This window comes from Heyndrickxia sp. MSNUG, assembly GCF_049532715.1.
In the GTDB taxonomy this organism is placed as follows: Bacteria; Bacillota; Bacilli; order Bacillales; family Cytobacillaceae; genus Mesobacillus.
Map to the genome: position 1 here is coordinate 2,770,201 of NZ_CP150978.1, position 20,157 is coordinate 2,790,357.

General features: G+C 40.9%; 19 protein-coding genes. 4 read left to right on the plus strand and 15 right to left on the minus strand.

Going from position 1 to position 20,157, the window contains the following annotated elements:
• Positions 1-20 precede the first annotated feature (20 nt).
• The 7 genes from hutG to AABM38_RS13895 all read right to left on the minus strand — a co-directional run bounded on the left by hutG (position 21) and on the right by AABM38_RS13895 (position 7,894).
• On the minus strand, positions 21-980 hold the full coding sequence (gene hutG, locus AABM38_RS13865) for a formimidoylglutamase (RefSeq protein ID WP_423406966.1): 960 nt from the start codon (positions 978-980) through the stop codon (positions 21-23).
• Complete coding sequence (hutI, locus tag AABM38_RS13870; protein WP_423406967.1) at positions 949-2,229, minus strand: imidazolonepropionase; 1,281 nt, start codon at positions 2,227-2,229, stop codon at positions 949-951. The genes hutG and hutI overlap by 32 nt, the downstream gene beginning before the upstream one ends.
• 84 nt (positions 2,230-2,313) lie before the next feature.
• Positions 2,314-3,975 (minus strand): urocanate hydratase, encoded by a 1,662-nt coding sequence (gene hutU / locus AABM38_RS13875; protein ID WP_423406968.1) that lies wholly within the window; start codon positions 3,973-3,975, stop codon positions 2,314-2,316.
• Between the two features lie 53 nt (positions 3,976-4,028).
• On the minus strand, positions 4,029-5,561 hold the full coding sequence (hutH, locus tag AABM38_RS13880; RefSeq protein ID WP_423406969.1) for a histidine ammonia-lyase: 1,533 nt from the start codon (positions 5,559-5,561) through the stop codon (positions 4,029-4,031).
• A 105-nt stretch (positions 5,562-5,666) separates the two neighbouring features.
• On the minus strand, positions 5,667-6,104 hold the full coding sequence (hutP, locus tag AABM38_RS13885; protein ID WP_423406970.1) for a hut operon transcriptional regulator HutP: 438 nt from the start codon (positions 6,102-6,104) through the stop codon (positions 5,667-5,669).
• Between the two features lie 524 nt (positions 6,105-6,628).
• Positions 6,629-7,237, minus strand: a complete 609-nt coding sequence (locus tag AABM38_RS13890) for a branched-chain amino acid aminotransferase (protein ID WP_423406971.1) — start codon at positions 7,235-7,237, stop codon at positions 6,629-6,631.
• 177 nt (positions 7,238-7,414) lie between these two features.
• Positions 7,415-7,894 (minus strand): hypothetical protein, encoded by a 480-nt coding sequence (locus AABM38_RS13895; RefSeq protein ID WP_423410833.1) that lies wholly within the window; start codon positions 7,892-7,894, stop codon positions 7,415-7,417.
• On the opposite strand from AABM38_RS13895, the gene AABM38_RS13900 reads away from it, so the two are divergent.
• The gene (locus AABM38_RS13900) at positions 7,856-8,305 is read left to right on the plus strand and encodes a CotY/CotZ family spore coat protein (protein WP_423410738.1); all 450 of its coding nucleotides are present in this window, start codon (positions 7,856-7,858) and stop codon (positions 8,303-8,305) included. The two genes, AABM38_RS13895 and AABM38_RS13900, sit on opposite strands and share 39 nt — an antisense overlap.
• 303 nt (positions 8,306-8,608) lie before the next feature.
• On the plus strand, positions 8,609-9,451 hold the full coding sequence (locus AABM38_RS13905; RefSeq protein WP_423406972.1) for a CsxC family protein: 843 nt from the start codon (positions 8,609-8,611) through the stop codon (positions 9,449-9,451).
• A gap of 42 nt (positions 9,452-9,493) precedes the next feature.
• Here the strand turns inward: AABM38_RS13905 and AABM38_RS13910 are convergent, their stop codons facing one another.
• From AABM38_RS13910 to AABM38_RS13920, 3 genes are all read right to left on the minus strand, one after another.
• A complete protein-coding gene (locus AABM38_RS13910) occupies positions 9,494-10,621 on the minus strand; it encodes a hypothetical protein (protein WP_423406973.1) in 1,128 nt (375 codons plus the stop codon).
• A gap of 183 nt (positions 10,622-10,804) precedes the next feature.
• The gene (locus tag AABM38_RS13915) at positions 10,805-11,578 is read right to left on the minus strand and encodes a CsxC family protein (RefSeq protein ID WP_335376175.1); all 774 of its coding nucleotides are present in this window, start codon (positions 11,576-11,578) and stop codon (positions 10,805-10,807) included.
• 314 nt (positions 11,579-11,892) lie between these two features.
• Positions 11,893-12,675, minus strand: coding sequence for a CsxC family protein (locus tag AABM38_RS13920; protein WP_423406974.1), 783 nt, complete (start codon positions 12,673-12,675; stop codon positions 11,893-11,895).
• A 184-nt stretch (positions 12,676-12,859) separates the two neighbouring features.
• On the opposite strand from AABM38_RS13920, the gene AABM38_RS13925 reads away from it, so the two are divergent.
• Positions 12,860-14,050, plus strand: a complete 1,191-nt coding sequence (locus AABM38_RS13925) for a hypothetical protein (RefSeq protein ID WP_423406975.1) — start codon at positions 12,860-12,862, stop codon at positions 14,048-14,050.
• Positions 14,051-14,055: 5 nt separating this feature from the next.
• A complete protein-coding gene (locus tag AABM38_RS13930; RefSeq protein WP_335376178.1) occupies positions 14,056-14,430 on the plus strand; it encodes a hypothetical protein in 375 nt (124 codons plus the stop codon).
• A gap of 83 nt (positions 14,431-14,513) precedes the next feature.
• Here AABM38_RS13930 and AABM38_RS13935 read toward each other — a convergent pair whose 3' ends face one another.
• The 5 genes from AABM38_RS13935 to AABM38_RS13955 all read right to left on the minus strand — a co-directional run bounded on the left by AABM38_RS13935 (position 14,514) and on the right by AABM38_RS13955 (position 19,946).
• The gene (locus AABM38_RS13935) at positions 14,514-15,173 is read right to left on the minus strand and encodes a hypothetical protein (RefSeq protein ID WP_423406976.1); all 660 of its coding nucleotides are present in this window, start codon (positions 15,171-15,173) and stop codon (positions 14,514-14,516) included.
• A gap of 201 nt (positions 15,174-15,374) precedes the next feature.
• Positions 15,375-16,301, minus strand: coding sequence for a glutaminase A (gene glsA / locus AABM38_RS13940; protein ID WP_423406977.1), 927 nt, complete (start codon positions 16,299-16,301; stop codon positions 15,375-15,377).
• 115 nt (positions 16,302-16,416) lie between these two features.
• Entirely contained in the window at positions 16,417-18,093 is a 1,677-nt protein-coding gene (locus AABM38_RS13945) for an ABC1 kinase family protein (RefSeq protein WP_423406978.1), read from the minus strand.
• Positions 18,094-18,107: 14 nt separating this feature from the next.
• Positions 18,108-18,491 (minus strand): phasin family protein, encoded by a 384-nt coding sequence (locus AABM38_RS13950; RefSeq protein ID WP_423406979.1) that lies wholly within the window; start codon positions 18,489-18,491, stop codon positions 18,108-18,110.
• Positions 18,492-18,674: 183 nt separating this feature from the next.
• Entirely contained in the window at positions 18,675-19,946 is a 1,272-nt protein-coding gene (locus tag AABM38_RS13955; RefSeq protein ID WP_423406980.1) for a LysM peptidoglycan-binding domain-containing protein, read from the minus strand.
• Positions 19,947-20,157: the final 211 nt, after the last annotated feature.

A 20,157-nucleotide genomic window follows, 5' to 3' on the forward strand; every position in this document is an offset into this window, starting at 1 on the left:
GGATTCTTCTCCTTTTAAGTTTATTCAAACGTTTTATTCTTGCTATACATAAATCTAAGCATGGCTGCTGCCGCAAGTCTGCTTGTAATATCACGGAAATCCTTTGATGGATCAATTTCTACGATGTCCATCGCTTTTACTTTTTCATGAGACGCAGAAATTGCAATACTTGAAAGCAGTTCCCTGCTTGTGATTCCGCCTGGCCCAATCGCCGGACAACCTGGCGCAAATGCCTGGTCTACTACGTCCATATCAACAGATAAATAGATTATGTCTACTAGTTTAGATAATCTTTCTAATTCTTTTTCTATGATTGAGACGATTCCAGTCAATTCAACATCTGCCATTGTATAGACAGAAATACCCTTTTCTTTTGTATAATCATGATATTTCTTAGCATTGGCAAAATCACGGATACCAATCTGCACCAAATGCTCCCCTTTTAAATAACCGCCTTCAATAAGGCTTCTGAATGGAGTCCCATTGGTCCTTCCACCGTCCTCTAGATTCCTTACATCATGATGAGCATCCCATTGGATAACACCTATTTTACCGAAACTTTCCTGAAATGCGCGGATAGAAGGATAGCTGACTCCATGGTCACCGCCAAGCATGATATACCGGTCGCAAGCATTTTTATCAATCATTTCTTTCACACTGATATGGAGGCGTGAAAGGGATTCCTCCATATCAGTTGGGTGGATCATTACATCACCAAAGTCTATGATTCTCACATCTTGGAAATCAGTATCACGCTCTCCTGAAAAAGTTGAAAAACTATTCAGACTCGCTCTGATCGTTTTCGGGGCATCCGATGCCTGAGATAAAGAGATAGATGTTTTGGAAAAAGGGAGACCAATCAATCCTATCTCACCTTTTTCACCTTCATCATATTGAAAAAGACACTCATTTACCTTTGTGACATATTGGTCTTTAAATACAGTCGTTTTACCTGGCTGAAGATAGCTGAATTTCTCCATAAGGCATCCTCTCCCACAGTTTGTTTCCTGAATGATAGACGCTTTGTACGTGATTCACGCCGAAGTGGTAAGGAATATATTTATAGTTTGGAATATCCCAAAGAACAAAATTAGCATCCTTTCCTGTTTCAAGCGTGCCAGCTTCCATCCCTTTTCCGATCGCATGAGCTGCATTTACTGTGACAGCATTCCAGATTTCCTCTGCAGACATTTTAAGCTTCAAAGCAGCAAGCGACATAATTAACTGCAGGTTTTCCGTTACACAGCTTCCAGGATTGAAATCAGTTGCCAATGCAACCGCTGCACCTTCGTCAATCATTTTTCTCGCTCGTGCATATTGGTCTTTTCCCAAGTAAAAAGTAGTGCCAGGAAGAAGTACCGCCACCGTATTGCTCTTGCTTAATCGATCAATGCCTTCGTCTGAAGCAGCAACTAAATGGTCTGCACTTACTGCTTCTAGGTATGCTGCCAATTCAGCTCCACCCAAAGGATCAATTTCATCTGCATGGATTTTCAAGCCGAATCCCTTTTCCTTTGCCTTTTGTAAAAATTGTCTTGATTGCTCGATTGTGAAGACACCTGTCTCACAAAAGATATCAACGAACTCTGCTAGTTCATATTCTTTGATTTCATCAAGTAACTCGGCCATTTCTGTTAGAAATTGATCTTCTTTTCCCTTATAGGCAGGAGGTACAGCATGTGCCCCCAGAAACGTTGAAACAATTGAAATGGGATACTTTTCTTTTAGTCTCTTAACAACCCTCAGTTGCTTTAATTCTGTTTCTGGATCCAATCCATAACCGCTCTTCGCTTCGAAAGTGGTAACACCATGGGAAATCATTCTTTCCAAATGGAAAGATGCCTTTTCAAACAGTTCTTCCTCTGTAGCATTTTTAGTTGAAGTAACTGTAGATAAGATTCCACCACCCTGAGCGAGGATTTCTAAATACGGCACTCCCGCCTGTTTCAAGGAAAGTTCATGTTCACGAGACCCTCCGAAGACTAAATGCGTATGCGGATCAACCAGGCCAGGGGAAACGACCTTTTCATTAGCATTTACACGTTCTTTTGCACTAAATGTAACGGCTTCCGCTTCAGGGCCAAGCCAGGCAACTTTCCCGTCAATTACCCCTATAGCCGCGTTTTCCATGATATTAAGCTGCTTCATTTCCTGGCCCTTCAATGGCCTTTTAGTGCCTTTTGGTAAAATAAGCTGTCCAATATTGTGTACAAGTAAATCGAATTCCAATTCTGCTCCACCCTTTCTTTATTCATATGTGATTCGATGCCAAATTAAGATGAACTCCACTCTTCTCATCTTGATATCTGAAATTTATGGAAGCATTGGGATATCGACACCTTTTTCCTTTGCTGTTTCGATTGCCTTTTCATATCCAGCATCAACATGGCGGACAACACCCATGCCCGGATCTGTAGTCAGTACTCTTGTTAGGCGTTCTTCGGCGAGGTCGGTGCCGTCTGCCACTACGACCATTCCTGCATGAAGAGAATAACCCATACCAACACCGCCTCCATGATGGACAGAAATCCATGAACCTCCGGCTGCAACGTTTACAAGCGCGTTCAAAATTGCCCAGTCCCCAACTGCGTCACTGCCATCCTTCATTGATTCAGTTTCACGGTTCGGAGAGGCAACTGATCCACTGTCCAAATGATCGCGGCCGATGACAATCGGAGCCTTTAATTCTCCCTTGCGCACTAAATCATTGATTGCGAGACCCATTTTCAAACGGTCACCATAACCAAGCCAGCAAATACGGGCAGGCAGTCCCTGGAACTCGACTTTTTCCTGAGCCATGTCAATCCAGCGCTGGAGAGGCTCATTTTCTGGGAATAGCTCTTTAATCAGCTCATCTGTTCGGTGAATGTCTGCAGGATCACCAGATAGAGCTGCCCAGCGGAAAGGTCCTTTACCCTCACAGAAAAGCGGGCGAATATAGGCAGGTACGAAACCCGGGAAATCAAAGGCGTGCTCCTCACCATTGTCCTTAGCGACTTGGCGGATATTGTTTCCATAGTCGAAGGTGACCGCGCCCCTGCGCTGGAATTCAAGCATAGCTGCTACATGCTTAGTCATAGAGAATGATGATTGCTTTACATATTTCTTTGGATCTTCTTCGCGAAGTTTAGCAGCTTCCTCCAAAGAAAGGCCAACAGGAATATACCCATTCAAAGGGTCATGTGCAGAAGTCTGGTCCGTCACGATATCAACCTTGAAGTTTCTTTGAAGCAATTCAAGATGCAGCTCAGCTGCATTTCCTACTAACCCAATCGACAGCGCTTCTCCCTTATGCTTTGCATCCTTTGCCCATTCAATCGCTTCATCAATCGAATAGGCGATGCGGTCACAATAACGTGTATCAATACGTTTTTGAATTCTTGCAGGATCAATTTCCACTGCGATACAAACTCCCCCATTCATCGTTACCGCTAATGGCTGGGCGCCACCCATTCCTCCTAAGCCTGCTGTCAATGTGATGGTGTTCTTTAATGACCCGCCGAAATGCTGCCTTGCGACTTCTGCAAAGGTTTCGTATGTCCCTTGCAAAATTCCCTGGGAGCCAATATAAATCCAGCTGCCAGCAGTCATCTGGCCATACATCATTAATCCTTTTTGGTCAAGTTCATGAAAATGCTCCCAATTTGCCCATTTTGGAACCAATACGGAATTGGATAATAAAATCCTTGGAGCAGCCTTATGTGTTTTAAATACAGCAACCGGTTTTCCAGATTGAATCAGCAATGTTTCATCGTTTTCAAGGCGGCGAAGCGTATCAACAATTGCATCAAAAGCATCCCAGTTCCTTGCTGCTTTCCCAATACCGCCGTAAACGACAAGCTCTTCAGGATTTTCAGCCACCTCAGGATCTAGATTGTTGTATAGCATCCTTAATGCTGCTTCTTGCTCCCAGCCTTTACATTCAAGTTCAAGACCCTTTTTTGCTCTGATATTTCTTTTAGCTTCGATTGCCATGTTTCCCACTCCTTCTTTTACTCTTAAATATAGATTATTAGATTTTAAAGCTATTAACTTTCCAGAACCAGGGTTCCTTCATCCTTTGTTATAGCTGTCCATTGCCTATTATTTTTTTTTAGCCATTCAGCAAGCCTCTCAATGTCCTCTGAAAAGATGCGGTCTTCTGTGATAGAAGGGACAATCTTTCTAGCTTCCTCATAAAACCCTCTTGTTTGCGGTGACATTTTATCGACTCCACGGTATTGGACAGCCTGCAGAGCACAGATACATTCAATTGCCAGTACACGCCTGACATTTTGTATAATATTATGGGCATGACGCGCTGCAATAGTTCCCATACTTACATGGTCTTCCTGGTTTGCAGAGGAAGGGATGGAATCAACACTGGCTGGGTGTGCAAGCGTCTTGTTTTCTGAAACCAATGAAGCTGCACTATATTGCATGATCATGGCCCCGGATTGCAGTCCTGGCTGCGGACTTAAAAATGGCGGCAAATCGTTTAACTGGGGATTTACAAGTCGTTCGATCCTCCGCTCAGAAATACTTGCAAATTCTGCCATAGCAATTTTCATGAAATCCATTGCAATTGCTATTGGCTGCCCGTGGAAATTGCCGCCAGATATGACTGTTTCCCCTCCATCAAAAATTAATGGATTGTCTGTCGCAGCGTTCATTTCAATTTCCAGTTTTTCTTTTACATAATCGAGCGCCTGCCAGGAAGCACCGTGAACCTGTGGGATACACCTCAATGAATATGCATCCTGAACCCTTTTTTCTCCTTGCCTTGTCATAAGCTTGCTGCCTGACAGCAGACCTCTCATACGCCCCGCAACATCCATTTGCTGCTTGTAGCCGCGCGCCTCATGGATTGCAGGATGAAATGCATCAATAACGCCCTCCAGACCTTCCATAGTAAGAGCAGCAATCCACTCAGACTGGTAGGCAATATCATTTGCCTCGATCCAGTTCACAACCCCCATTGCTGTCATCGCCTGTGTACCATTAATCAACGCCAATCCTTCTTTAGCCTGCAAAACGATTGGCTCAAGGCCTTCCCGTTTGTATATTTCTTCTGTCTTAAGTACCTTGCCATTGTAAAAGACCTTACCTTCTCCAAGAAGGACAAGCGCCAGATGTGATAAGGGGGCAAGGTCACCCGAAGCACCAAGTGAACCCTGTTGAGGTACGACTGGATGAATCTTCAGGTTGAGAAGCTCTGTCAATCGCTGGACAATCACTGGTCTAATTCCTGAAAATCCTTTGATAAGTGCATTAAGACGAAGTAAAATCATGGCTCTCGAGACCACCTCAGGGAACGGTTCACCTACTCCGCAGGCATGCGATCGGATTAAGTTTAACTGCAGGGCATTTACATCATGTTCCTCAATGATGACGTCACTGAATTTCCCAAAACCTGTATTAATTCCGTAGATTGTACGTTTTTCGGCCACAATTTTGTCGACCGCAGCCCTGCTTTCTTCAACCTTTCGCATACTGTCGGGACTAATCGTGACAACTTCACCCTGGTAGCAAACCTGTTTAATTTGTTCCAATGTTAATGTTGACCCTGTTAAAACAACCATTGACCCTTACCCCCTATTTAATAGATAAAATAAAAAGGAGACGACAATGGCATACTTAAACCATCATCGCCTCCTACTGACTTGTGTACTATAGGCAATGTACAACTATATGTGATTGATTCCCAAGCCTACCGTTTCGTGCTCTGAGCCTTTAACTGGAGCGCCGATTGTTCCATAAAAAGCGACGGCAATCCATTCTCCTTCACTATTGTCGGGGAAGGGAGTTCCACGGACAACTGCAAACCGAAGGCCAACGGTCCTGCTCATCTCGCCGATAGCAAGATGGCCTCTCGTTACTCCTTCCATTCCTTCCATGATTGCATGGTACAGCGCATGGGTCTCGCGGTACAAATTGGGATGAATGAGTCCGTGGCGCTTGGCTGCTGTTTCCACTGCGGAAATCACTTTTTGCATATTCATCGATCCAACTTTGCCAATACAATAATTAGCATCCTTTAATGAAGCACTAAAAAAAGCCATTTCTTCTTCAGTTAATGATGCAAGCAGGATCGCTGTTTTACCAATCGCTATTCGGTTCCCCATAACAAACCCCGTTTTCTGAATTTTAACTATTGACTAATAACTAATATTAATTTTATGTGTCCCACCCGTCTCTGTCAATGATTTTGGGAAATTTTAGTATTCTAATATAGTAGTATGATGACACACTAAAGCGTTTGATTTAATGATTCTTTTAAAGATTGGCTCTGTTTTACAAGGCTGTTGATTTTCGTTCCAGGCGCTTCGCTTTCCGCAGGGCTGGCGCTGAGCCTCCTCGTCGCTTCACTCCTGCGGGGTCTCACCTGTCCAGCTAACCCCCGCAGGAGTCTTCGCGCCTTCCACTACAATCAACAGGGTTTATAAACAACATTCAGCTTTAACAGAGCTTTAAGAAAAAAAATCCATAAAAAAAACGCAATACCACATTTCAGTTTTTCGAAAAAGCAATCATTCACCGTTCAGTTTTTAAAACCCTTCTGATTGGAGTAATGATCAACTAGAAAAAACAGTAGACAAACTTAATTTCCCATGTTTGTCTACTGTCTGAAACGCCATTTGGTTTTTATTTATTTCTTGGCTTCAATCCATTCAGCAAGACTGAATAAGAAACTGTAAATTAAATTGTATGCTTCACTGATTGTCATTTCTTCCTGGTAGCCCTCTACACCATTTAGCGCAAAATTAAGACTCCAAATCCCTTCATTGGAATCAAACATTAAATCAAAGCCTTCTTCATTTCCCAGAAGGTTTTCTTTTAAGTAGGATTTGATCACAGGATCATATTTCTTTTGAAGCTTAAGTCCTAGCATGACATCATACGTCCCGAAAACATCATCAGCCTCAAAGCTTACTGCATCAACACCTACTATTTCCCACCACTCTGACTCGGCATACAAAAATTCATTCTTATGCTTTTTGAAATAGGAGATCGGCTGCTTAAAGAAATCCGCGGATTCTTCTCCGAGGAACTCTTCTGTTTCTTTGTCTCCTCTCTCCAGATAAGCACCATTAAATCGGTATTCTGCCGGCAGGACTCTAATGGGATGTTCAACTCCTGCCAAAAGGCCATTTCGGTCAGCATATTCTTTTTCTTCACTATGTAATTCAACGGCATCTTTTGCAGATGCTTCATTGATTTTCTTGGCAAGATATTGCTCCACTTGTTTTTTCAGCATATTCTCTTTACCTCCACTTTCGTTCAACTTCTATCTGAATCAATTTTTATATTGAATGTTTATTAAAAAAATAGCAAATATTCTTCTTCATTTTTTCCATATTCGAGAAAGATTTTCCTGCTAAATAGTCACATCCCCATACAAAGCAGTGCTTTTCCCCATATCTTGTTATTATCATCACCACTCTATAAGAAAGGAGATGCTAAAATGAATTTCCATCATGAGCATGATCATGACCACGACTGTGGATGCAAGAAGAAGAAAGCGAGGAATAGGCACAGGGATTGGCATAAGCACAACGATCACGATAAGCACGACGATTGCGATAAGCACGACGATCGCGATAAGCACGACGATCGCGATAAGCACGACGATCGCGATAAGCACAGGGATTGGCATAAGCACAATGACTGCGATAAGCACGACGATTGCGATAAGCACGACGATTGCGATAAACACAGGGATTGGCATAAGCATAAAGACTTCGATAAGCACGACGATCGCGATAAGCACAGAAATCGGGATAAGGATTTTCATGACTGTGGATGTAAAAAAGACAGAGACAATGATGATAATGAAAAACATTCCAGAAGCTGTGTATGTAAAAAGGTCAGAGACATCAATGATGCCCAGCATGAAGTGGAACGAAAAAAACATGGCTGCGATGTCAGCTGTGACAGATCAATTAAAGAGTTGCTGAACCAATGCAAGCACTCAGGCTTGGATACAATTCCGTTTAAATTATTGTGCGGCTGCAAGGGAGATTGCGAGACATTTGTCGGTACGGGAGTAATAAAAATGGACGGCTGTTTTTTTGATATCCGCTCTACATTTTTCCGTGTTGTCGATTTTGTAAAAGGCTCCGATTGCTGTGCGATTTTGGAATTGTTATGTCCAGAGCGCTGCGAAGGAAAGCATCATGGAATTGAAGGCTTCATCAGAACCGGAGCTTGTTTAGAAGTAGATTTAAAAGATTTTACTGGAATTACCTGCTTCCCTCCTGTGAATGCAAAGAAAATGGACCCAAAAAAGATTTTGTGTACAGACAGCAGGAAGAAGTCAAGATAGGGAAAATCTATTCTGCTTTCCTGGCAGGATTGCATTCCCAATGCTTTCACAATTGACTCCTCCTAATTAGATTGGTTGAGACCCCGCTTAAAGCCAGTGGGGTCTCTTGATTTACCTTGTAATCCGCACTTGTCCCGAATTCTCTTAATATGAACACACATAATGTAAAAATATGTGATTGCCCTCTATCATTCGTCTATGCCATTGCCTTTGAACTGGCATATAAAATAGTAAGTCAAAAGAAAGAAACTGAAATATTCTGTTTCTTACTGCTTTTGATTATTAAAAAAAGGAGTGAATAAAATGAAGAGAAATACAGGTTGCAATTCTCAGCATGGCTGCCCGCCACAACTTCAATGTGATGAAGCAAAAACTATTCGGGTAGATTGCGATAGTGATGCCTTTCATCCGTATGGCAATACTTTAAAATATCCAGTCGCGGATATTCCTGTTGCACTGTCCGAAGTAGAACTTCAAGTAGAAGTAGAATCTGATATCTACTTGCCAACTGCTGCAAAGGAAATCAAACATATGCGCAGGAACGTTTCCCTGACGCAATGCAAAGCGATCCGTTCAGCAATGGATTACAAAAAAGTAAAACTCTATATTTCTGGTGTTGTCCACAAGAATATCCAGTATGTAGAGCAGTGCAGCGGTGTGCTGAAAGATTTCAGTGTAGATGTGCCATTTACCTGCAGCCAGGCAGTTAAGGTCTTTAACTATCCTGATTATGAGCACCTCAGCCAAAAGAACACAGTCTACGAAAGAAGATTCATTGATAATAAAGGCCACGGAGCGGACCGTTGTACTTCTGGAGCATTTACGTATGAATACTACAACGAACCTATCGAGTGCAAGCTGCTTGCTTCTTTCGTCAATGATCTAGACCTTTACAAGGATTTCGATAGCTGGGGAAGATTCAGCCGTATTACTGAAAAAATGGAAGTTGGCCTATTCTTTAAATTGCTGCAGACGCAACAGGTTAACTTAGGATCTTCATATCCATCTAAAGAATACGAAGAGTCTTCTTCTTCTTCTTCTTCTTCCTCATCTTCTTCTTCTGCTGAGGCAGGTTATGACATGGAGTCCCAGCCAAAAAGCATGAGAGATAGAATGTCTGAATTGCACAAGCACTACGAAGGCTAATCTAAAAAAGGGTGTCTCTTTTCGCGGCACCCTTTTTTTCTTTTATGGTAAAAGTAAACTCTTTAAGTCTACACATTGCTTCTGGTATAAATCTATTTTCATACTTGCTGTACCCTGGACCAATACCTTTTCATTATTAATAAATTGTTCGCTCCAAACACAATGTAAATTGGCCAGGTGAAAATGAATTTTCTCTGTCAAACTCTCACAGTATTCTCGATGGTATCCTGAATCCTGCCCACAGGAATCTGTGAACATATATTCTTTGCTGTTTTTCCAGGACAATTCCGGTTGATGACCCCATTCTACCTTGATGATTTTCTTCCATGGTATATGAATTTTTACTGAGTGCATTGCTCCACAATCATCTTTACCTACATAATCAATATCTAAAAGCAAGATACCCTTAGTAAAAAGGTTTGCAGAAGGAAGCAGTACTTCAACATCAATCGAGTGGAGTGAGCAATCTACTTTCGAAACTGAGGCAATTGCTCTTGATAATTGGAATGTGTCGAAAATGTCAATTTCCAAATCAACATTGGCTAAATGTACCGGAACTCTCACTTTTGTACCGGTTATCTCATAATCGATTCCCCTGTATGCCGCGGGAACAAGGTTCATTGATTCTTGCTCTTCTTCGGAGTCTAGCTGATCCTGCTCCGACTCGTCATCATCCTGCTCAAATTCAATGTCTTCTGTATCTTCTCCAGACTCATCACCCGAAGATAACCATTCTTCCGACTCTTCCTCAATGAAGCTTTGTTCATCAAAAGACGATTCTTCATAATATGAATCCTCGCTTTCATCCTTTGAATCATCAAGCACTTCTGTTTCCACATTAAATTCAACAACATCGCTTGATTCTTGATCATCGTCTTCTTGAAAAATCCTTGTCCTTGATGCTGAAGACTTTTCCTGAATACTTTTAATGGGTGGCGGAGCGAGGATTAAAGGTATTCCAGAAGTTTTTCCTTTTGCCCGTAAACGATTATTATTTTCAGGTTGAATTTTGCCAAGATCATGATCGATTTCTTCAAAAACTTTTTCCATGTCGATTTCACTAACCTGCTGCCTTGCGTTTTGTCCACGATTTGTCCAATTGCCTTGAAGTAGATTCACATCATGAAAGGTTCGATTTCCATTTTGCATGTTCTCTGGAAGGTGCTCCATTCAGTGCATCCTTTCCCTAACCTCCCTTCTCCCTTTCTGAAAAGCAGTGTTAAAATTGGCTGTATATTTCCGACCTTAATAGTGCCATAACAACCATTCGCTAAACATTGCCTTAAAAAAATACATAAAGGGGCATATACTATTGAATGCTTAGTATAATGCCCCGCAAATTTTAAATCATTTTTATTCTGACTCGTCAAAGTAATCTGGATCATTTGTTGCGGAAGAAACGCGGATTTGCTGGTTTTGCAGGACTTTGACTGTGAAATCGATAACCATTTTTTCTTCGATCTTCTGGAAAAACCCTTCATCGATCGGTGATGTTGTCGGAAGCGGCTGACGGTCAATTGCCTCATCCCATTCAATGATTTGGCTGGATACCAGTTCACAGAAAGGCAATTCATTATAGTGCTGCGTGCTTTCTTGGTGGAACTGAGATAAATCGCTTGTCAGCAATTCGTCTTTTTCCGGGAATCCAGTAGGCAATGGTTTTGATACAAAGAAATCAAATTCCTTGCGATTGTTCACTTGAGGCATTACTGGCTTTGACAGGAAGTGTTTGATTTCAGCAATTACCTGGAATGGAATATCTACTGTAAAAGAGTGCAGGTCAGAAGCTACAGACGATGATGAAGAAGCTTGAATATCCTGGCTAGGGCTTGCATACTGGATATTTTTCCTGACAAATCCTTTAATGAATAATTTATTTGTCGGTAGCAGCAGTCTGCATTGAGTTAATTTAATTCTCTTCTTAATATCCTTGATTTCCAATACCGGCTCTGGAAAATTGATGATCGTATCCAGATTCACTTGAAGAGTTAACTCCGCTAGCACCACCGGAACTTTCGTAACAATTTTCCCAAGGCTAACATGTGGATGATGATGGTGAGGCTTGCAATCAAAGTGATCTTTTGATGGCGCACACTCGTAATCAGGCTTTTTATTTTTATCTAACATACATGGCTCCTCCTTAAACTCCTGAGAGTGAAGATGTTCTATCCTATGCACTTTGAATTTTTGGGTCTAGGCATTAGCCCGTAGGCATAAGCGGAATTTAGGGTGAATACCCATTAGATTCCCTTTAATCCTTACACTGTACATGCTTCGATTCATCCTCAAAAAATTTTTAAGTTTTTTTTGCTTCTATTGTCATTATCAAATCCATTTTGAATTGCATATAAAATCATAAGCATACAAAAAAGCATGCCGTTTTCAGCTTTGAAATCGGCATGCTTTATAGAAATCTTATTTACTTATCGAACTACTACGACTTATAGAGCTTGAATCCTTACTTGCTGTTTTTGCAGTACTTTAATTGTGAAATCCAACATAGACTTCTCAACGATTGTTTCGAATGTTCCTTCCTCAAATGGACCATTACCTGGCAATGGATAGCGGTCAATTGCTTCATCCCACTGAACAATCCGGCTGGAAATCAGCTCACAAAATGGAAGCTGATTGTAGAACTGTTCACTCACTTGATGGAATTGGGATAGGTCGCTGGAAAGCAATTGATCTTTTTCAGGGAACCCGTGGCCCAGATTTTGTGCTCTAAAGAAATCGAATTCGTTCCGTGTATTGAGATCTGGAATGATTGGATTTGTAAAGAATTGGTCTGGTTGAATATTTGTTACACACTCAAATGGTACATCTACAGTCAGGGAGCGCATCTCTGATGCTACGCAGTCACTCTTGGCAGTTGGGCAAGGTGTTGCATACTGAATATTCTTACGGATGAAACCTTTAATGAACAGCGGAACCGGTCTAGTTAATAATCCATCTTCACCAACAGTGTTTCCACCCAATAAAAGTCTGCACTGTACAATTTTCACCCGCTTTTTAATATCCTTGATTTCAAGTACAGGATCTGGGAAGTGAATATTGGCAACCAGATTGCTAGTTACACGAATTTCCGCTAGTGTAATAGGCAATTGCACAATTGTTGGTCCTGCGTCTACCAATGGTGGGTTAACAGTAACATTCTCACATTGCTCCATAGACGCTGATTTATTTATGTTGACACAACCATGAGAACCTTTATGATTATTAGTCATTCTTTAATTCCTCCTTGTAATTTCTTGTACAGTTTATCCTATTCTTCTAAGTCTTTTTGGCATAGATGAATGTAGCGGTGCAAACGCGGATTTTTAAAAGAATTGAAGAATTAGGCACCTTTTAATTGGGTACGTGCACAGATGCCCATGCCATATGCATAGTATTCAAAAGGAGGAGGATAAAATGAACAAATATAATTACTTTGCAGTTGATATAGGCAACAGCTGGTATAAAGTTTTGGCCTCTGATCAAGGGGAACTGTCAGAATACCAGCTGCCAAACGCCATCGCCCTATATGATGATGAATTTTATGAAAAGCCCTATGACGAGGAAGATATAGACCTCGAGGAAAACTTGATTGCAGAGATAAAAAGCCCGGCAATCATTAACAAGAGAGAAGTTTTTTATGCAGGAAAAGCCGCTGCCAAGCAAAGAAACGTCAGCTTGACATCAAGCAACAACCAAAAAGCAGATGAAGATCGCACATATGTCCTTCTTTTTGCAGCAGCAGCCTACCACGCTTCATTAATTAATCCCGAAGACATTGAAATAAATTATTCAATTGATCAATTAGCCGTATCTCTGCCAACTACACAGTATAAGGAAAAGAAAGATTTATTGAAGCAAAGGTTAATAGGCAGCCATACAGTTATACTCCATAAGGTCCCAGGCATTCCAGAGCCTAAGGAATTGACTGTAAAGCTTCAAATCAAGGATGTCATCGTTGGTGCGGAAGGAGCCTGTGCTTATTTAGGCTTAATTCGGGATATCGACACATTGGCCATCAAGGATGATAATCTGGTAAAGGATTCACGAAAAGGAATCATCATTGGTGACCTTGGCGGTGACTCTGTTGATTTTGTAGGCATCAAGAATAATAAGCCGGTCGCTTCTGTTGAGGGAGACCATTTTGGAATCAATTTATTCCTGGATACCATCATTAAAAAGGTCAGCAAAAATGAATTATACACTTTTGATTCAAGGTCTGAACTTGAAGAGAAATTATACGCAGGACAGTCAGAATGGTATGTAGAACCTTTCGCCGGGGTCAGAAAAGATATTAGCAAATACGTGATACCTCAATTAAAGATCATGGCTATCAAATATCTTGAACACTTTGACCGTGCCAGGAGCAGTTCCAGTGAAATCAAAGGTGCGTCCCGCTATATCGCAGTAGGCGGAGCTGCAAAGCTTGCCCAAAAACAAATTCAGGAAGCTGCAGTAAGATGGTCAGAAAAAGGCCGTCCAATCGACCTGACTTTTCCTGAAAACCTGGAAAAATTGAATGTCTTCGGCCTCATGATTTTAGCCAAAATGAACCAACTTAAAAAACAACATGAGAATACCGAGGAATTAATTTCCGTTGAAGGATGATCGGTATGTCAAACACTTATACGGATTACCACAATAAAATCGCGATAACTGTCCCTGAACGATATATTGATGTTAAAACTGGCGAGTCATACAGTGTCTCACCAAAAGTCATTGAACAAGTAGAATACCATGCAGATAACAGCACATTGAACCATCTTATTATGTCGGCTCTTCATCAGTATCTCACTCCTAAACCTATTTTAAATGGGGGTTCTGCTGAAATACTGCGGCAGCTTGCAGATATCAGAGCAATACTCGAAAATGGTGTATACCAAATTCATCCTTCTGCTCAGCCAAAGTATCGAAAAGATCAAACTGCCGCTGCTAAGCTTCTCGACATGAAAGAAATTGAAGATATCCTTGATGCATTCGGCGGGTAACTAAATTAAAACAATCAAGGACGGTACATTTGTACGCGTCCTTCATTTTGCCTATTCGTATCATACAAACAATCAAGTGATTATTACTTTTTTTGAAGCAAACGAAAAATGAGGGAAAGAAGTTTTGGATAGTTTTTTTCGAAGAATTCATGGTCTGTGGCAACGGCTTTTTTGTTATAAAACTCAATTATTTTTATAGCCGTATCTCTTTTTTGGTTTACAGGGATATGGAAAAAGTCAATGACAGGTGAATAAGTTCCATCTCCGGCAGGGAGCAAATATCCAAAAATCAGATCTCCTTCACGAGGCTGGTGGTAAATCTCATTATAAACCGCTACAAGTTTCTCTTTCATTTGAAAAACATCAGTAACGACAAGAACCCTTTCTCCAGCAATTTCTTCAACATAGTAGAATCCAGGCATCGTATACTTCCATTCACTGATGATTCTATGCACCTTCGGCCTTCTTCGTCTTTTATATTCCGGTGATTCAAGATAATGCTGAAAAATGGTCTTGCTGCTATTACGTACACGGTGACATAGGGTCGCCCACGAAATAAAATGAGGAATCATCATGGATGATAAGTCATCATCTTGGTGCTTTTCTTCTATAAAATCATCTATCAAATCCAGCAAATATTCTCCGTAATACTGATCCGCATAATAAAAAAGCTCTCCAAGTTCGTCAAAAACCACATCCTTTAATTTTTCTTGCATCGAAATAACATTTTTCTCAATGAACATTAATTTTCTCCTTTCAATTACTTAGTATCACATCCATATCGTAGCACAAAAATTTATAAGAACCTGGGTAATTTTTGTCTGAATTTTTACATATATCAGGCACTTTTCGATCGAACTTTTGGAAAGAAAACCATTGGAAAGTATTTTTGAATCATCAAAGTTCATTTTTAACATTATCATCAAATTTTAATGAGAGCTTTGTCAAAACATGCTCATATTATACTTAGCAGACATTATTTCCAAAAGCTTAGTGCCGCCAATACTGTTCCCTTTTTCATCTAATGCCGGCCCGAAAATTCCTATGCCAAACCGATTTGGTACAGAACCCATGATTCCGCCTGAAACACCGCTTTTCGCCGGAATACCCACTCTAACTGCGAACTCTCCTGAAGCATTGTACATTCCGCAAGTCACCATGAATGTTTTACAAAGCCTTGCTACGGATGCAGGAATCAACCTGAGATTTGTCCTCGGCTCCACTCCATCCATTGCTAATACACATCCGATTCGTGCCAGGTCAAGACAATCCATTTCAATTGCGCATTGCTTCGTATATACTCTTAGCAATTCCTCAATATCTTCATCAATTACTCCATGCTGTTTCATAAAATAGCAAAGCGCCCTGTTTAAATCAGAAGTTCTATATTCTGATTCGGCAACTTCTGCTGAATACCCGATTGCAGAGTTGCCTGCGAGCTGTTGAATGAATGTAAGGATTCTTTCAAAACGTTCTTCTTCATTTTTTCCTTTAATCATATGCGTAACGGCCAGTGCCCCAGCATTGATCATCGGGTTCAATGGTTTGGACGGGCTAAATTCCAATTTAACGATTGAATTGAAAGGGTCACCGGTCGGTTCATAGCCAACCTTACTAAAAACCGCTTCTTCACCATAGTCCATTAATGCAAGCGCAAGTGTAAGCACCTTAGAAACACTTTGAAGAGTAAGCTTCTGCTTTACATCCCCGGCAGAAACACACGTTCCATCATCATGAAAAATAGCAACTGAAAGTTCTTCATGATGCGCCTTCGCCAAAGCTGGTATATAGTCAGCCACTTTTCCCTTCCCGGTATACTTTTTTGCCTCCTGAACAAGTTCATTCAATTCTTTTGTCGTTCTGCATGGCATGAAATATTCCTCCCTGACTTATCTCATTTAACAGTTAACCCGGCACACATATTATTGCCATTTTAGACAAGAAAAAAGACGATGCATTAACATCGCCTTTTTCATGCAGTTACAACTAAAACCTGCCAGATTTTAAAATGGAATAAATGATCCAAAGGAACATCATAAATGCGATGAAAAATCCAATCTCAATCGCCGGCACGCTAGTCAGCATGGTATTATTTCCAAAGGTTGCCCCCACGATCAGGCCAAGAACAACAATGCTGAATGCAAGAAGTGTTAAACTGAATGAAACCTGGTTACTGATTCGATCAAATTTATGAAGAATCCTGTTAATTTCTGAAAGACTGATTTCAAATTTCAAATCTCCCTTGGACGTCTGGTCTAGTACATCCTCCATTTTTTTAGGGATATTGGTTAGAGTATCTGTAAAATCGTCAGCCTTGTTCCAAAGCCTTTTGCCCATTTTTACCGGGTCATAACGTTCTCTCATGAGCTGTTCGCCATATGGCTTGGCCAGCGCAATCATATCCAGGCTAGGGTCCATTTCAGAAATGATGCCTTCAATTGTAACAAGTGCCTTCCCCATCATCGTCATTTCCTTTGGCAAAATGATGCGATGTTCCTGAGCAGCTGAAAACAGCTCCTTGACGGTCAATCCTAAACTCAGGCCCTCTTTAGGAGAGTGGTCAACCATTTTTCTGATTGCTTCCACATCATCATAAAAGTGCCTTTCATTTATATCAGAAGGAACGTACGCCATCCTGAAAATAGCTTTTACAATTTGATGAGTATCCTCCTGCATGATGCCCATCATCATAGAAGATGAATCATACCTCATGCTTGCGGAAAGCCTTCCGACTTGTCCAAAATCGATGAATACCAGCTGTTGGTTTTCAGGGATATAGAGAATATTTCCAGGGTGAGGATCTCCATGAAAAAAACCTTCTCTTAATATTTGGGTAATAAAGGCACTTACCAGTAAATCCGCAATCTTCCGCTTTTCATCTATTGTGGCAGCCATTGTGTGCAGTTCATTCAGCTTTATACCATCTATCTTTTCCATAGTAAGGATTTGGTCGGTCGAATAATCATGAAAGATCTCCGGGACTTTGATAGATTCACACTTTTCGAATTGCCTCTGAACAATGTCGGTATTACGAGCTTCTTCAGAGTAATCGAGTTCCCTGCGGATCGACTCAGATAGTTCTTCTACCATCTCGGTTATATTGTAATATTCAGCCCAGTCATATCGCTGTTCAATTAGTTTTGAAAGATCCATAAGAATTTCGAGGTCTGTATACACAACCTGCCTGATGCCTGGACGCTGTATTTTGACCATGACTGTTTCTCCGGATGGCAGGGATGCTTCATGAACCTGACCAATTGAAGCTGCGGCAATACATTCTTCATTAAATGATTGAAAAACTTGATCCACCGGCCGGCCAAAATCCTGATTGATTTTCGCTTTTATCTCTTCTACAGGAACAGGCGGAACCTGATCCTGCAGCATTTCTAATTCCTTAACGATTTCAGCCGGAAGCAGGTCACTCCTTATACTGAGCAGCTGGCCAAGTTTTATGAATGCCGGTCCTAATTCCTCCAGCATGCATCTGATCCGGTACCCTGCTTCTTTCGTATTTCCATGCTTTACTTCAGCAACGATCCTATCTTTTAAGGAAAGAACCTGAAACAGCCCTACCTCTTCCAGAACATAACCAAATCCATACTTTACTAATATTGATGCTATTTCTCTATATCTATTCAACCTTCTCAAACGCTCTGTCAACATTCCGTCACCTGCTATTATTTCACGTCTTTTGAAAAGCCAGGAGGAATATTTTCTATCCCTTGTTCCGTCTGATCCAAATCCGTATTTGATTTATTGTTTCGCAGCTGTGTCAATTCCTGCTGAAGCAAGACAAGCTGTGCCTGGACAATATCTAATTCTTCCCTTGTCACAAACCCAAGCTCCCTCAGCTGACTTTTTGCCATTTCCCTGAATTCCTTGTCCCACTCCTCGCTTTTAGTTTCTCCTTTTCTGAATAAATCATCAAATATGGTATCTGCCTCTGTTTGTGTCATGCTGCCTTTTTCGATCAACTTCATAAAAGTATCATCAAGCTTTTCTTTGCCTGCAACTGCCGCACCTAGCCCTAGCAGAAATCCGCTTTTTATAAAACCATTCATGATAAGATCCTCCCTTTATATAAAACTATTTCCATACCTTTACCCCAAAAAAGAGGGCGTTATCACCCAATAAAATAAAAAAACACCCGCTTTAACTTAAAAGCAGATGCTGTGATCTTTCTTCTGAACCCTTTTTCCACGCTGAAAATCTTATATTTATCTCTCATCAATTCTTGAAAAAACTCATGTCCCTGCTTTCACAATATTGAACTTCTCCAGATATGCCCAGTTTTGCGGAGCAGGCAAACTCATTTGCCAGTAAGTAGTTCCAAATAATTGATAGAGGTCAATTTGTCTGTATTTTTCTATATAACTTCTAATATCTTCAAACCATACGATATGTTCTTCTGTCCCTTTCCAGTATCTGAACCATGGAGATTTTGCCGCCTGGTCGAATTGAATGATCGAGCCAGTTGTTATAGCAAGATTTTGCGCCTGAAGTACCGAAAGAGATTTGGTCTGGTTCGTCCCTACAACCTTATCATTCCCATACAGTCCAAGTGCAATTTGAAGTTTGTCAGCAGGAATCAAACTCAAAGAGTACCGGATGACTAGCGCTAACCACCATAAAGGAGTTATCGGATCTGGCGGGCCACCAGGATACCCATAATCAATCGTCATTACTGCAACCAGATCAGCTATTTCTCCGATTGCTTTATAATCATAGGCTCCGATAATTGGGTTCGTTGGAATGTCCTCTGTCTTAGCATGGACATTCACATGTAAAATCAGAGTTCCCATTGCGACTTTCAATTCACGCAGAAATAGGTTGAAATCCTCCCTTTGTGGCGGAGGAACGAACTCCAGGTCAATACTTATACCGCCAAAACCTCTCTGATTTACCAGGTTGACAAGACTTGCTATCAAGTTTTTCCTATACACAGGATTGCCTAGAACTGTACCGGCAAGCTCTTTGCTGAAACCATCAGGAGTTGTATTTTGCAGAACTAACATAGGGATGACATTCTTTTCCTTGCTCTTCGTTACATATGCTGAATCATCTATTATCGCAAAGGCGTACCCTTCATTGGTAAAGGTATAGTTAACGATCGCAAGGAAAGTCAGCTTTGGCGCTAATGCATCAAACCAGCTAAGGAAGGATTGAAGAGAACCCGGTACAATGAAGCCAAGTGTAGCCATCTGTGGTTTTATTGGTGAAGGAATATTTATATTTTGTCCAATATACATTCGGTTCGGATCAAGACCAGGATTTGCATTCATAATGCTAATGACCGTTGTACTGAATTGAATGGATAGCTTCCATAAAGTATCGCCAGATTTGATTTTATAGAATCGGGTAATCGGCTGAAGATCAGGAATATAAAGGGCTAGACCAGGAACAATTAAATTCGCGGAAGGCAGCCCGTTCACATTTACGATGTTTTGGATTGTCACTCCATAGGTTTTAGCGATGGACCAAAGATTTTCTCCTGCTTTTACTACATGTACAGCCATCTGATCACACCTTTATAATGGTCTCTATAATCATCATATGGTAATCAAGATTGTATTTATTACAAATTTGGCGGAGCACTTACCATATACTTTGCTAAATTATAACGTGAGGTACAAAACTACACACTGAAAAATTAAAAATACAGGAATTATTTCCTGTCAAAAGCTTTTACAGATTGAACCTAACACAGATTTCTGCAATAATACACAA

What these genes read in the sequence shown, in the direction of transcription:
- hutG (WP_423406966.1), bottom strand. Translation starts at nt 980, where the DNA reads ATGGAGAAATTCAGCTATCTTCAGCCAGGTAAAACGACTGTATTTAAA.
- hutU (WP_423406968.1), bottom strand. Translation starts at nt 3,975, where the DNA reads ATGGCAATCGAAGCTAAAAGAAATATCAGAGCAAAAAAGGGTCTTGAA.
- hutH (WP_423406969.1), bottom strand. Translation starts at nt 5,561, where the DNA reads ATGGTTGTTTTAACAGGGTCAACATTAACATTGGAACAAATTAAACAG.
- hutP (WP_423406970.1), bottom strand. Translation starts at nt 6,104, where the DNA reads ATGGGGAACCGAATAGCGATTGGTAAAACAGCGATCCTGCTTGCATCA.
- AABM38_RS13890 (WP_423406971.1), bottom strand. Translation starts at nt 7,237, where the DNA reads ATGCTGAAAAAACAAGTGGAGCAATATCTTGCCAAGAAAATCAATGAA.
- AABM38_RS13895 (WP_423410833.1), bottom strand. Translation starts at nt 7,894, where the DNA reads ATGTTTTTTTCGTTCCACTTCATGCTGGGCATCATTGATGTCTCTGAC.
- AABM38_RS13905 (WP_423406972.1), top strand. Translation starts at nt 8,609, where the DNA reads ATGAAGAGAAATACAGGTTGCAATTCTCAGCATGGCTGCCCGCCACAA.
- AABM38_RS13910 (WP_423406973.1), bottom strand. Translation starts at nt 10,621, where the DNA reads ATGGAGCACCTTCCAGAGAACATGCAAAATGGAAATCGAACCTTTCAT.
- AABM38_RS13915 (WP_335376175.1), bottom strand. Translation starts at nt 11,578, where the DNA reads ATGTTAGATAAAAATAAAAAGCCTGATTACGAGTGTGCGCCATCAAAA.
- AABM38_RS13920 (WP_423406974.1), bottom strand. Translation starts at nt 12,675, where the DNA reads ATGACTAATAATCATAAAGGTTCTCATGGTTGTGTCAACATAAATAAA.
- AABM38_RS13925 (WP_423406975.1), top strand. Translation starts at nt 12,860, where the DNA reads ATGAACAAATATAATTACTTTGCAGTTGATATAGGCAACAGCTGGTAT.
- AABM38_RS13930 (WP_335376178.1), top strand. Translation starts at nt 14,056, where the DNA reads ATGTCAAACACTTATACGGATTACCACAATAAAATCGCGATAACTGTC.
- AABM38_RS13935 (WP_423406976.1), bottom strand. Translation starts at nt 15,173, where the DNA reads ATGTTCATTGAGAAAAATGTTATTTCGATGCAAGAAAAATTAAAGGAT.
- glsA (WP_423406977.1), bottom strand. Translation starts at nt 16,301, where the DNA reads ATGCCATGCAGAACGACAAAAGAATTGAATGAACTTGTTCAGGAGGCA.
- AABM38_RS13945 (WP_423406978.1), bottom strand. Translation starts at nt 18,093, where the DNA reads ATGTTGACAGAGCGTTTGAGAAGGTTGAATAGATATAGAGAAATAGCA.
- AABM38_RS13950 (WP_423406979.1), bottom strand. Translation starts at nt 18,491, where the DNA reads ATGAATGGTTTTATAAAAAGCGGATTTCTGCTAGGGCTAGGTGCGGCA.
- AABM38_RS13955 (WP_423406980.1), bottom strand. Translation starts at nt 19,946, where the DNA reads ATGGCTGTACATGTAGTAAAAGCAGGAGAAAATCTTTGGTCCATCGCT.